The following is a 12,968-nucleotide window of genomic DNA, read 5'->3' as shown; positions in this document are numbered from 1 at the left end:
GCGGCGCCTTTCCCGCACGCCGCCGCGCTGGCTTGCGAACCCTTTAGCGCAGCCGCACCAGCGTGGACTTCAGCTCGGTGTACTTCTCCAACGCGTGCAACGACTTGTCGCGGCCGTTGCCCGATTGCTTGTAGCCGCCGAACGGGAAATTCATGTCCCCGCCTTCGTCGTAGCAATTGACCCAGACCGTGCCCGCGCGCAGCTTGCGCGACACCTCGTGCGCGGTGCTCAGGTTCGAGGTCCAGACCGCGGCGGCGAGACCATACTCGCTGTCATTGGCAATCCTGATCGCTTCCTCGACCGTATCGAATGTAATCACCGACAACACCGGCCCGAAGATTTCCTCGCGTGCGACCTTCGCGCCGGACGCCGGGATCTCGAAGATGGTCGGCTCGATATAGAAGCCGCCGGTTTCCTGTTTCACGCGTGCGCCGCCGAGCAGCAGCTTCGCTTCGGCGCGGCCCGCTTCGATGTAGCCCAGCACGCGCTCGAGTTGCACGTTATCGACAATCGCGCCCATCGAGGTTTGCGGATCCAGCGGATTGCCCGGCGTGTAGCTGCGGGCTGCCGCGATCAGCTTGTCGAGGAACACGTCCTTGATGTCTTGATGCACGAGCAGGCGCGAACCCGCCGTGCACATTTCGCCCATGTTGTAGAAGATCGCGCCGGCCGCCGCATTCGCCGCGCGGTCGAGGTCGGGGCAATCCGGCATCACGATGTTCGGCGACTTGCCGCCGAGTTCGAGCCACACGCGCTTCAGGTTCGATTGTCCGGCGTACTGCATGATCAGCTTGCCGACGTTGGTCGAGCCGGTGAAGGCGAGACAATCCACGTCCTGATGCAGCGCCAGCAGCTTGCCCGGCTCGCCCGCGCCCGGCACGACGTTGAACACGCCAGCGGGAATACCTGCGTCCAAAGCGAGTTGCGCGAGGCGGATCGCGGTGAGCGGCGATTTCTCCGAAGGCTTGAGCACCACGCTGTTGCCCGCGGCTAGTGCCGGACCGAATTTCCACGACGCCATCAGAATCGGGAAATTCCACGGCACCACTGCGGCGACCACGCCGATCGGCTCGCGCGTGACGAGCCCCACCAAATGATGATCGGCGGGCGCCACCTCGCCGCCGACCTTGTCGATCGCCTCGGCGAACCATTCCACGCAATAAGCCGCGCCCGGCACGTCCACCGTGGTCGTATCGGCGATCGGCTTGCCTGCGTCCAACGTTTCCAGCAGCGACAGTTCGTCGAGATGTTCACGGATCGACGCCGCCCAGCGCAGCAGGATCGCCTTGCGCTGGCGTGGATTCAGGCCGGACCATACGCCCGAATCGAATGCGCGGCGGGCGGCCGCCACGGCGGCGTCGACATCGGCCGCGCCGCTATCGGCGACCCTGGCCAGCAGTTTGCCGTCGATCGGGCTCAGGCAGTCGAACGTGCGGCCGCCGTCGGCCGCGCGATACTCGCCGTCGATAAACGCACGGCCTTCGATTGAAAGCGCAGCGGCCTTGTCTTGCCAGAAGGCGAGATTTTTCTTGTCCATCAGGATACCTCAATGTTGTGCGCTCGACGCATCTCGGCATCGACTTCATGCAGCATCGACTGCATGCGGCATTGAACTGCGTCGCAGCGCGTTGGCGCGGAGTCTCTAGAACGTTGGCGGCGAATTGGCCGATACGATCTCGCAGAGATGCTCCGCGCTGGGATTGCGAAAACGATGCGGTAAACGGCTTTCGAAGTAGTAGCTGTCGCCGGGATCGAGCAGCCACGTGGTGCCGTCCACGGTCAATTCGATCTGCCCGCTGACCACCACGCCGCCCTCGTGCCCCGCGTGTTCCAGCATTTCCGGCCCCGTATCCGACAGGGGCTGGTAGACCTCGCGCAGAATGCCCATGTTGCGGTCTTTCACGCTCGAGCCCGCCAGATAGAACTCGATCGATTCATTGCCGAGGTTCGGCATGTCCGCGCGCCGCGACACCACCGAGCGCTCCGCTTCGACTTCGAAGGTAAAGAACTCGGCGAGACTCATCGGTATGCATTCGAGCAGTTTCTTCAGCGAGCCGACCGACGGGCTCACGCGGTTCTGCTCGATCAACGAGATCGTGCCGTTGGTCACCCCCGCCCGCTTGGCCAGTTCACGCTGCGACAGACCATTCTTCTTGCGGATGTACTGCAGGCGGGTGGCTACTTCTATAGACATCGCTGAATTCTCTGACATATGAAGGCGGTCGGGACGCGTGGACCAGAACAATGCGCTGTGCGCGAGTGTTGAATATTCTAATCACTTTAATCGTTGCGCCTTTGGGGAAAACCCTGAAAGCATTCCGAAATATGAATTGCGCAACGAACGTTCCCATCGGCTGGGATTTCGGCCACGCCCCCCCGGGAAAGCCCTTATAAGTCTTTTATAAAAATGATTTGACGGCATTATTGGCTCGTATACGATGGTTCTCAGGCAGTCGTCATACCGGCGTCAAAAAACATGAAAAGTTGTTTTCGACGCGGCAAATCCGCTTCGCCAAGGTTTCCGGCGACTGAGCCAGCGTCATGTTTCTTTAAACGCCTGTGCGTTTTTCGAGCAAGCCGTTCAATACTTTCAACGTCGTTAGTCGAGTGTAATCGTGAGAGTCCGAGGCCCTTTGGTGAGATGGAATCGTAGTCAGGCGAGATGTCTTCGCGCTGACGGCGCCATCGCCGACGGCAGCAACGGCAGCCTTGCGTTCCGCCGCTTTCTGTCCGTCTTCACGATCCTGTCCCGCCGTTCAGTTCGACGCCACAACTCCATCTCCGCGCGCGCCTTCATTGCTGTGCGCACGGACGAAGTCGCCTCGCTGCTGCCGTAGCGCCTCCCTCCTTTTCGCCGTTCGATTCGTCCATTTGCGTGAGCGCGCTCTATTGAGCCTGGCGTTCGTGCGTGTGCGGTGCCGTCTGCCGCCCGCGCGCTTCATGCGGATCCAGATTGGTTGCGCACCGCAGCGGATCGAATCGAACAGCCTATCTGATTGCCACGCGCGGCGCGTTTCGTTGACGACCGCCCGCACTACCCGGCGGCCTGGCGCCTTACGCCCGGCTGCGGAACCGTGCCGCGCAGGGTTTAACGTTGTTCATGCCGCGTCCCGCGGGGAACGCCCCGAAGGAAGTCCCCTTGTGGGACACACACACGTCTATTCGTTATGCGAACCAAACCTCTAGTCGGCATCAGCGCCGACAGAACGATGATGGGAGTCCACCCGTCGCATGTGGTCGGCGAGAAGTACATCGCGGCGATCGTCGACGGCTCACAGGCACTGGCGATGTTGTTGCCGGCGCTCGGCGAGCGTCAGTCCACCGCGGATGTGCTGGCTACCGTCGATGGACTGCTGTTTACCGGCAGCTATTCGAATGTCGAGCCGCATCGCTATGGCGGCCACCCCAGCGCGCCGGGCACGCTGCACGACGCCGCCCGCGACGCGACGACGCTGCCGCTGCTGCGCGCGGCGATCGAGGCCGGTGTGCCGGTGCTGGCGGTATGCCGCGGCTTCCAGGAAATGAACGTGGTGTTCGGCGGAACATTGCATCAAAGCGTTCACGCGGTGGAGGGCCTCAACGACCACCGCGAGAACAAGGAAGACGACCTCGACGTGCAATACGCACCGTCGCATTCGCTCACGCTGACGCAAGGCGGCTTGTTGCAGCGTCTTGCAGGCGGGGTGGATGAAGCGCGTGTGAATTCATTGCACGGTCAGGGCGTCGAGCGGCTAGGCGTGGGCCTCGTGGCCGAGGCCACCGCGCCGGACGGATTGATCGAAGCGGTGAGCGTGAACGACGCGCGCGCCTTCGCCCTGGGTGTGCAGTGGCACCCGGAGTGGAAGCACGCGAACGACGCGCTGTCCACCGCGATCTTTCGTGCGTTCGGCGACGCCTGCCGCGATCGAATGCGCATCAGGGCCGGCTATGGCGCGGCATCCGCCGCCGCCACGCATGCCTGAGCCGGTTGCGCACTAAACAGAGAGAACAATCATGCATGACATCGACGATTTTCTGAAGAAGAACCGCGTCACCGAGATCGAAGCAATCATTCCGGATATGGCCGGAATCGCACGCGGCAAGATCATCCCGCGCAGCAAGTTCGAATCGGGCGAATCCATGCGCTTGCCGCAGGCGGTGATGATCCAGACCGTCACAGGGGACTATCCGGAAGACGGCACGCTCACCGGCGTCACCGACCCGGACATGGTCTGCGTTCCCGACGCAAGCACCATCCGCATGATTCCGTGGGCCGTCGACCCGACCGCCCAGGTGATCCACGATTGCGTGCACTTCGACGGCACGCCCGTTGCGATCTCGCCGCGCCGTGTGCTGCGCCGCGTGCTCGAACTCTATAAGGCCAAGGGCTGGAAGCCCGTGATCGCGCCCGAACTGGAGTTCTACCTGGTCGACATGAACAAGGACCCGGACCTGCCGCTGCAACCGCCGATCGGTCGCACCGGCCGTCCGGAAACCGGACGCCAGGCGTATTCGATCGAAGCGGTCAACGAATTCGATCCGCTGTTCGAAGACATCTATGAATACTGCGAAGTGCAGGAACTGGAAGTCGATACGCTGATTCACGAAGTCGGCGCCGCGCAGATGGAAATCAACTTCATGCACGGCGACCCGCTGAAACTCGCCGACAGCGTATTCCTGTTCAAGCGCACGGTGCGCGAAGCCGCGCTGCGTCACAAGATGTACGCGACCTTCATGGCCAAGCCGATGGAAGGCGAACCGGGTTCGGCGATGCACATGCACCAGAGCCTCGTGGACGTAGAAACCGGCCACAACCTGTTCACCGGTTCGGACGGCAAGCCTACCTCGTTGTTTACCGGCTATATCGCGGGCTTGCAGAAATACACGCCCGCGCTGATGCCGATCTTCGCGCCGTACATCAACTCGTATCGCCGCCTGTCGCGCTTCATGGCCGCGCCGATCAACGTGGCATGGGGTTACGACAACCGCACGGTGGGCTTCCGGATTCCGCATTCGGGGCCGGCCGCGCGCCGTATCGAAAACCGCATTCCGGGTGTGGACTGCAATCCGTATCTGGCGATCGCCGCGACGCTGGCCGCCGGTTACCTGGGCATGACGCAGAACCTCGAAGCCACCGAGCCGCTGCTCAGCGACGGTTATGAACTGCCGTACCAGCTGCCGCGCAATCTCGAAGAGGGCCTGACGCTGATGGGCGCATGCGAACCGATCGCCGAAGTGCTCGGCGAGAAATTCGTCAAAGCCTACCTCGCATTGAAAGAAACCGAATACGAAGCGTTCTTCCGCGTGATCAGTTCGTGGGAACGCCGGCATTTGCTGCTGCACGTCTAAGGCCGGCTTCAAGGGCCCGGTCTGAGGCCGCGTCTGAGACCGTCAGGAACGTCAACGCAAACGCAAAACTATTGGAGGCAGTATGAGCTATAGGACAGAAGAAATCGCATACGTGCAGCCGGCACAACCCGCCGCCAGCGCACAGGCCGCACAGCAGCAACGCAGCACCGCCGAATACCGCGCACTCGACGCCGCGCATCACATCCATCCGTTTTCGGACATGGGATCGTTGAATCGCAGCGGCAGCCGCGTGATCGTCAAAGCCCATGGTGTGTACCTGTGGGACTCGGAAGGCAACAAGGTGATCGACGGCATGGCCGGCCTGTGGTGCGTCAATGTGGGTTACGGCCGCAAGGAACTGGCCGACGCGGCGTACCGGCAGATGCAGGAACTGCCCTACTACAACACCTTCTTCAAGACGACGCATCCGCCGGTGATCGAACTGTCGGCGTTGCTCGCGGAGCTGGCGCCCGAGCCGTTCAATCACTTCTTCTATTGCAACAGCGGTTCGGAAGGCAACGACACCGTGCTGCGCATCGTCCATCAATACTGGGCGACGCAAGGCAAGCATTCGAAGAAGTTCGTGATCTCGCGCAAGAACGGCTATCACGGCTCGACGATCGCGGGCGGCACGTTGGGCGGCATGGGCTACATGCATGACCAGATGCCGTCGAAGGTCGAGAACATCGTGCACATCGACCAGCCGTATTTCTTCGGTGAAGCGCAAGGCAATCTGACGCCGGAAGAATTCGCGCTCGCGCGCGCCCAGCAACTGGAAGCCAGGATTCTCGAAATCGGCGCGGACAACGTGGCCGCGTTCATCGGTGAGCCTTTCCAGGGCGCCGGCGGCGTGATTTTCCCGGCCTCGACGTATTGGCCGGAAATCCAGCGCATCTGCCGCAAGTACGACATTCTGCTGGTCGCCGACGAAGTGATCGGCGGCTTCGGCCGGACCGGCGAATGGTTCGCGCATCAGCACTTCGGCTTCGAACCGGATCTGATCACGCTCGCGAAAGGCCTGACGAGCGGCTATATCCCGATGGGCGCGGTCGGTCTGCACGATCGCGTCGCCAAAGCGATCATCGAGAACGGCGACTTCAATCACGGTCTCACCTACTCGGGGCATCCGGTGGCCGCCGCGGTCGCGCTCGCCAACCTGAAGGTGCTGCGCGACGAGAAGATCGTCGAGCGCGTCAAGGCCGATACCGGTCCGTACTTCCAGAAGCAGTTGCGCGACACCTTCGCCAACCATCCGATCGTCGGCGAGATTTCCGGCGCAGGGCTGGTGGCCGGCCTGCAACTGGCGGAAGATCCGAAAACGCGCAAGCGTTTCGCCAATGGCGGCGACGTCGGCACGATCTGCCGCGACTTCTGCTTCAACGGCAACCTGATCATGCGCGCCACCGGCGACCGGATGCTGCTGTCGCCGCCGCTCGTGATTACGAAGCTGGAAATCGATGAAATCGTTTCGAAGGCCAAAAAAGCCATCGATGCAACGGCACAACAACTCGGAATTTCGTAACGGCAGTTCGTTCCGGCATGGGCAACCCACGATCCATGTTCATGCCGGTTCTTCACATCAAGGGAAAAAACCATGAGCGTTAGTCATCTTCGTCATGCGGTCGCGGGGGCCGCGCTTCTCGCCTTCACGGGTTTTGCGGCGCTGTCGGTCACGCCGGCCCTTGCGGCCGACACGGAACTGAACGTGTACAACTGGTCGGACTACATTGCGAAGGACACGATTCCGAACTTCGAGAAGCAAGCCGGCATCCACGTCAAATACGACAACTACGATAGCGACGACACGTTGCAGGCCAAACTGCTCGCCGGCAGTTCCGGCTACGACATCGTGGTGCCGACGTCGAACTATATGGCCAAGCAGATCCAGGCCGGCGTGTACCAGAAGCTCGACAAATCGAAGCTGCCGAACCTCGCCAATCTCGATCCCGTGCTGATGAGGATGATCGCCGACGCCGATCCGGGCAACCAGTACGGTGTGCCCTGGGCCTACGGCACCGACGGTATCGGCTACAACGTACAGGCCGTCAAGAAGGCGCTCGGCGACAACGCGCCGGTGGATAGCTGGGCGCTGGTGTTCGACCCCGCCAATCTGTCCAAGCTGAAGGGCTGCGGCGTGTCGTTCCTCGACCAGGCCGTCGACGTGTTCGCCGCCACGCTGCAGTACATGCACAAGGACCCGAACAGCACGAACCCCGCCGACTATCAGGCCGCCTTCGAAGTGCTGAAGAAAGTCCGCCCATACATTACCCAATTCAACTCGTCGGGCTACATCAACGACCTCGCGAACAATGACATCTGCGTCGCGCTCGGCTGGTCCGGCGACGTCGGCATTGCGAGCCGCCGCTCCGCGGAAGCCAGGCGCTCGTATCAGATCAAGTTCTCGAACGCGAAAGAAGGCGGCCTGCTGTGGTTCGACGTGATGGTGATTCCGAAAGACGCCCCGCATCCTGAAGCCGCGTTGAAGTGGATCAATTACATTTCAGACCCGAAGGTCAACGCCGCGATCACCAACGAAGTGTTCTACCCGACCGCGAACAAGGCTGCGCGCCAGTTCGTGACGCCGGCTGTCGCGGAAGACAAGACCGTTTATCCGGGCGACGACGTGTTGGGCAAGATGACGCTGATGAAGCCCATGCCGACCGACATCCTGCGCCTCGAAAACCGTCTTTGGGCGCAGCTCAAAACCGGCCATTGATTCCGGCCAATCAGACGAAGCATTGATCCCGCGCTCAGGGATCGCTCGAACCCTGAGCGCATGAATTGCAGTAAGCATGAATTGCAGTAACGGTAGTCAGCCTGCGCGCTTTTAGCGTCCCACCTGCGCGCAGTCCCATGTTTTCAGATCGCAGCGCATCTTGCGAGCCGCTTTCAGCGTCCCGTATGGAGACACGTGTGCCCGCGATCCGCAAGGAATGGTTACATCATGAACTCGACGACCTTAAATAGCGCAGCCGGCGCCGCACAGATAGCCCGCCCCGCGCAGACGACGAAATCGAAATCGAAATCGGATGAGTTTGTCCGCATCGAAAACGTCGTGAAGAAATTCGGCGACAGCACCGCTGTCGACAACGTCAATCTGAGCATCGCGAAGAACGAACTGTTCGCGCTGCTCGGCAGCTCCGGCTGCGGCAAGTCCACGCTCCTGCGCATGCTCGCAGGACTGGAGTCGGTGACGTCCGGCCGCATCTTCGTCGATGGCGAAGATCTCGCGGCCATGCCGCCGTACAAACGGCCGGTCAACATGATGTTCCAGTCGTACGCCCTGTTCCCGCACATGAGCGTCGAAGCGAACATCGCGTTCGGCCTCAAGCAGGAAGGCACGCCGAAGAACGAGATCAAGGAACGCGTCGCCGACGCGCTCAATCTCGTGCAGATGAGCAAATACGCGCAGCGCAAGCCCCATCAGCTCTCCGGCGGCCAGCAGCAGCGTGTGGCGCTGGCCCGCTCGCTGGTGAAGCGCCCCAAGCTGCTGCTGCTCGACGAGCCGATGTCGGCGCTGGATAAAAAGATCCGCCAGAAGACCCAGCTCGAACTGGTCAACATCATCGAGAAGGTCGACGTGACCTGCGTGATGGTCACGCACGATCAGGAAGAAGCGATGACGATGGCCGGGCGCCTGGCCGTGATGAGCGAAGGCCGCATCGTGCAGATCGGCTCGCCGAGCCAGGTCTACGAATTCCCGAACAGCCGCTTCTCGGCGGAGTTCATCGGTTCGACCAACCTGTTCGAAGGCACGGTGGTCGAAGACGAACCGGACCATATCTTCGTCGAAAGCGAAGACCTCGAAACGCGCATGTATGTGAGCCACGGCATTACCGGCCCGCTCGGCATGCCGGTCGGCATCTCGGTGCGTCCGGAACGCGTGAAGGTGTCGCTCGAGAAGCCGGGCACGCCGCACAACTGGGCGCGCGGCGTGGTCTCGGATGTCGCGTACATGGGCAGCTATTCGCTGTATCACGTGCGCCTGCCGAGCGGCAAGACCGTGGTGTCGAATCTCTCCAGCTCGCACCTGATGAGCGAAGGTGCGCCTTCCTATAACGACGACGTGTTCGTTCACTGGTCGCCGGCAAGCGGCGTGGTGCTGACGCAATGAGCAATCCCACTACCTCCTCCCCCGCGGCGCTCGGCGCGCCGTCCGGCAGCCGCCTGCCCGGCTCGCTGAAAAAACGCCTGTCGATGCTGCTGCCGTCGGGCCGCTCGACCGTGATCGGCGTGCCGTTCCTCTGGCTCACGGTGTTCTTCGCGTTGCCGTTCGTGCTGGTGCTGAAGATCAGCTTCGCCGATCTGCGGCTGGGCATTCCGCCGTACACGGATCTCGTGACGGTCAAGGACGGCATGGTGCACTTCGCGATGCAGCTGAGCCACTATGCGTTCCTGCTGCAGGACGATCTGTACGTCGCGACGTATATCAGCTCGCTGAAGATGGCCGCAATCTCGACCTTCTTCTGCCTGTTGATCGGCTATCCGATTGCGTATTACATCGCCCGCTCGGAGCCGGCCAGGCGCAACCTGCTGATGATGGGCGTGATGCTGCCGTTCTGGACGTCGTTCCTGATTCGCGTCTACGCATGGATCGGCATTCTGAAGGACGACGGCCTGCTCAATCACACGCTGATGGCGATCGGCATGATTCATTCGCCGTTGCGCCTCTACCACACTGATATTGGCGTGTATATCGGCATGGTCTATTCGTATCTGCCGTTCATGGTGATGCCGTTGTATGCGCACCTGGTGAAGATGGATCTGACGCTGCTCGAAGCCGCCTACGACCTCGGCTGCAAACCGTGGACCGCGTTCACGCGCATCACGTTGCCGCTGTCGAAGAACGGCATCATCGCCGGCAGCCTGCTGGTGTTCATTCCGGCGGTCGGTGAGTACGTGATTCCTGAACTGCTCGGCGGCGCCGATACATTGATGATCGGCCGTGTGATGTGGGATGAATTCTTCAACGATATGGACTGGCCGATGGCATCCGCCGTCACCGTCGCGATGGTTCTGCTGCTGCTCGTGCCAATGGCCGTGTTCCAGTACTACCAGGTCAAGGAACTGGAGGGCACGAAATGATCAAGCCGAATAGAACGCTGTCCACGGGTGTGCTGACTTTCGGCTTCCTGTTTCTGTACATCCCGATCATCAGCCTGGTGGTGTATTCGTTCAACGAGTCGAAGCTCGTCACGATCTGGTCCGGCTTCTCGCTCAAATGGTACGGGGCGCTGCTGCAGGACGGGGAACTGCTGGGCGCCGCGTGGCTCTCGTTGAAGATCGGCCTGCTGACCGCCTGTGCGTCGGTGGTGATCGGTACGTGGGCCGGCTTCGTGCTCGCCCGCTTCGGCCGCTTTCGCGGCTTCACGCTGTTTGCCGGGATGATCAACGCGCCGCTCGTGATTCCCGAAGTGATCCAGGGCATTTCGCTGCTGCTGCTGTTCGTCGCGCTCGAACAGATGCTGGGCTGGCCGAAGGGCCGCGGCCTCTTCACGATCTGGATCGGTCACGTGATGCTGTGCGTGTCCTACGTTGCGATCATCGTGCAATCGCGGGTCAAGGAACTGAACAAGTCGCTCGAAGAAGCCGCGCTCGATCTCGGCGCCACGCCCTTCAAGGTGTTCTTCCTGATCACGCTGCCGCTGATCTCGCAGGCGCTGATGTCCGGCTGGCTGCTGTCGTTCACGCTCTCGTTCGACGACCTCGTGCTGTCGGCGTTTCTGTCCGGTCCGGGTTCGACCACGCTGCCGCTCGTGGTGTTTTCGCGGGTGCGCCTCGGCCTGAATCCGGAAATGAACGCGCTCGCCACGATTTTCATCACCACGGTGACGATCGGCGTGATCGCGGTCAACCGCTGGATGCAGCTGCGCGAACGCAAGCGTAACCGCGACATGCAGATGGCGTTCGCGCTCGCCGAAGCCGCCGACCCGTTGCCTGCCGCACCACAACAAGCCACCGCACGACAATCGCTCGATCCGGCGCGCGCATAAGAAGTCCTTTGCAATACAAACAATAAGGAGAATTTGCATGAGAAAGAAGCTCATCTGTCTGTTGGTGGCGGGGAGTTTGCCGGGCTTTGCCATGGCAGATACCACCAGCGACCAGATCAAGGCGCTGCAGGCCCAACTCAACGCGCTGCAAAAGGAGGTGAAGCAGCTGCGGGCGGAAGTCGCCAGCAAACCGAAGGCGGCAGCGGCTGCAACAGCGGCCCCTGCCCCGGCAACGGCAGCCGCGCCAGTCGACATCTCGTCGCCTGAGTACGGCAGCGCCCGCGCGACGCTGACCAACGACGAAGTCACGTCGATGAAGCAGCAGATCGCCAATCAGCAGTTGAAGGTCGACTCGCTGGTGGACGCGGCCAATACCGGTCCGATCGCGGGTCTGTCGGTCACGGGCTATATCGATCCGACTTACCTCTATAACCGCGCGCAGAGCAGCTCGTCGTTCCTGTTCGCGAACCACGAGAGCAGCTACAACTACTTCAACAGTACGTTCGGCGATCTGTACCTGGACATCAAGAAGACCTTCGGTGTCGGCCCGATGGCGCCCTCGGCCGAAATCACCTTGATGCCGAACCGAGGCAACGGTATTACGCTGTTGACGAACGAGCATGGCAATATCGGCAACAACATCCTGAACACGGCGGTCGTCAATGTGCCGTTGACGGCGACGACGACACTCGTTGCCGGTTTGATTCCGAGCTTCGGCGGCTACGAAGTGCAGCAATCGAATCAGATGCTGACGCTGACGCACAACCTGCTGTATGACTTCTCCGATCCGGGCAGCTACATCGGTATCGGCGCGAACTACACGGCGGGTAACTGGGCGTGGAAGTTCTTCCTCGGCAACGAGCAGTACCGTACGTACGGCGCGACCACGCAGGTCGGCACCAACTCGCTGGGCGATCCGATCACCACGAGCAACAAGATCCCGACCTTCACAGCGCGTACGGACTACACCTGGTCGAGCGCACTGGATATCGGCGGTTCGTTCAACATCGGCCGGCAGACCCTGCCTAGCGCGATCGATCCGACTACCGGCGCGGTCAGCTACGGCGTGGGCGGCCAGTCGCCGAGTGCGGGCGGTACGTTCTTCTTCACCGAAGCCGACCTGACCTACACGCTCGCCGACGTGCAGTACAACGCCGAACTCGACTACGGCCAGCAGCAGAACGCCGCGTTCAACGGAGGCCAGGCGCAGTGGTACGGCCTGTCGCTGCTCGCGCACCGCAAGTTCAACCTGCCGGTGGTGGGCCGCATGGGCGCGACGGTGCGCTATGACCTGCTGGTCGACAGCAAGAACGGCGGCGGCGGCGGCGGCATCGCGTTGAATTCGAACGGCATGGACACGGCGGACGGCTTCGGCATCGGCGCGGACTGCCTGGCCAATTCGAAGGCGAACGGCGGTCTCGGCTTCGAGTGCAAGGGCGCCACCCGTCAGGACGTTTCGCTCGATCTGTTGTTCTATCCGACTCAGCAGATCACGGTGAAGGTCGAATATCGTCACGACTGGGCCAACAAACAGGTGTTCCTGAAGAACGACGGCTCGTACGGCAAGTCCAACGACCTGCTCGCGACGCAGTTCATCTACTCGTTCTAATCCGTGCCGCCTGAGCGCGCGGCCTGGCCTGACCGAAG

At 61.6% G+C, this 12,968-nt stretch carries 11 protein-coding genes; 9 read left to right on the top strand and 2 right to left on the bottom strand.

Annotated features, from left to right (window positions below; genetic code table 11):
• Positions 1 to 43: 43 nt before the first annotated feature.
• Together SB772_RS28070 and SB772_RS28065 are read right to left on the bottom strand one after the other, a co-directional pair.
• Positions 44 to 1,537 carry an aldehyde dehydrogenase gene (locus tag SB772_RS28070; RefSeq protein WP_410836433.1) on the bottom strand — a complete coding sequence of 498 codons (1,494 nt, stop codon included), beginning with the start codon at positions 1,535 to 1,537 and terminating at the stop codon, positions 44 to 46.
• A gap of 105 nt (positions 1,538 to 1,642) precedes the next feature.
• The gene (locus SB772_RS28065; RefSeq protein WP_410836432.1) at positions 1,643 to 2,194 is read right to left on the bottom strand and encodes a cupin domain-containing protein; all 552 of its coding nucleotides are present in this window, start codon (positions 2,192 to 2,194) and stop codon (positions 1,643 to 1,645) included.
• Positions 2,195 to 2,615: 421 nt separating this feature from the next.
• On the opposite strand from SB772_RS28065, the gene SB772_RS28060 reads away from it, so the two are divergent.
• The 9 genes from SB772_RS28060 to SB772_RS28020 all read left to right on the top strand — a co-directional run bounded on the left by SB772_RS28060 (position 2,616) and on the right by SB772_RS28020 (position 12,930).
• Positions 2,616 to 2,837 carry a hypothetical protein gene (locus SB772_RS28060; protein ID WP_341318900.1) on the top strand — a complete coding sequence of 74 codons (222 nt, stop codon included), beginning with the start codon at positions 2,616 to 2,618 and terminating at the stop codon, positions 2,835 to 2,837.
• A 330-nt stretch (positions 2,838 to 3,167) separates the two neighbouring features.
• Positions 3,168 to 3,962 carry a gamma-glutamyl-gamma-aminobutyrate hydrolase family protein gene (locus SB772_RS28055; RefSeq protein ID WP_410836431.1) on the top strand — a complete coding sequence of 265 codons (795 nt, stop codon included), beginning with the start codon at positions 3,168 to 3,170 and terminating at the stop codon, positions 3,960 to 3,962.
• A 31-nt stretch (positions 3,963 to 3,993) separates the two neighbouring features.
• The gene (locus tag SB772_RS28050; RefSeq protein ID WP_410836430.1) at positions 3,994 to 5,328 is read left to right on the top strand and encodes a glutamine synthetase family protein; all 1,335 of its coding nucleotides are present in this window, start codon (positions 3,994 to 3,996) and stop codon (positions 5,326 to 5,328) included.
• Between the two features lie 82 nt (positions 5,329 to 5,410).
• Positions 5,411 to 6,850, top strand: coding sequence for an aspartate aminotransferase family protein (locus SB772_RS28045; protein ID WP_410836429.1), 1,440 nt, complete (start codon positions 5,411 to 5,413; stop codon positions 6,848 to 6,850).
• 72 nt (positions 6,851 to 6,922) lie between these two features.
• Positions 6,923 to 8,044: a polyamine ABC transporter substrate-binding protein gene (locus SB772_RS28040; protein ID WP_410836428.1), complete on the top strand. Its 1,122-nt coding sequence runs from the start codon at positions 6,923 to 6,925 to the stop codon at positions 8,042 to 8,044.
• Between the two features lie 228 nt (positions 8,045 to 8,272).
• Entirely contained in the window at positions 8,273 to 9,442 is a 1,170-nt protein-coding gene (locus SB772_RS28035; RefSeq protein WP_410836427.1) for an ABC transporter ATP-binding protein, read from the top strand.
• The gene (locus SB772_RS28030) at positions 9,439 to 10,413 is read left to right on the top strand and encodes an ABC transporter permease subunit (RefSeq protein WP_410836426.1); all 975 of its coding nucleotides are present in this window, start codon (positions 9,439 to 9,441) and stop codon (positions 10,411 to 10,413) included. Before SB772_RS28035 ends, SB772_RS28030 begins: the two co-directional genes overlap by 4 nt.
• Positions 10,410 to 11,321: an ABC transporter permease subunit gene (locus tag SB772_RS28025; RefSeq protein ID WP_410836425.1), complete on the top strand. Its 912-nt coding sequence runs from the start codon at positions 10,410 to 10,412 to the stop codon at positions 11,319 to 11,321. Before SB772_RS28030 ends, SB772_RS28025 begins: the two co-directional genes overlap by 4 nt.
• Before the next feature lie 37 nt (positions 11,322 to 11,358).
• Complete coding sequence (locus SB772_RS28020) at positions 11,359 to 12,930, top strand: DUF3138 family protein (RefSeq protein ID WP_410836424.1); 1,572 nt, start codon at positions 11,359 to 11,361, stop codon at positions 12,928 to 12,930.
• Positions 12,931 to 12,968 lie beyond the last annotated feature (38 nt).

Source organism: Paraburkholderia sp. SIMBA_030 (assembly GCF_046535245.1).
Taxonomy (GTDB): Bacteria; Pseudomonadota; Gammaproteobacteria; order Burkholderiales; family Burkholderiaceae; genus Paraburkholderia.
Note: the sequence above shows the minus strand (reverse complement) of the source record. Positions and strands in the feature narration are given on the sequence as shown.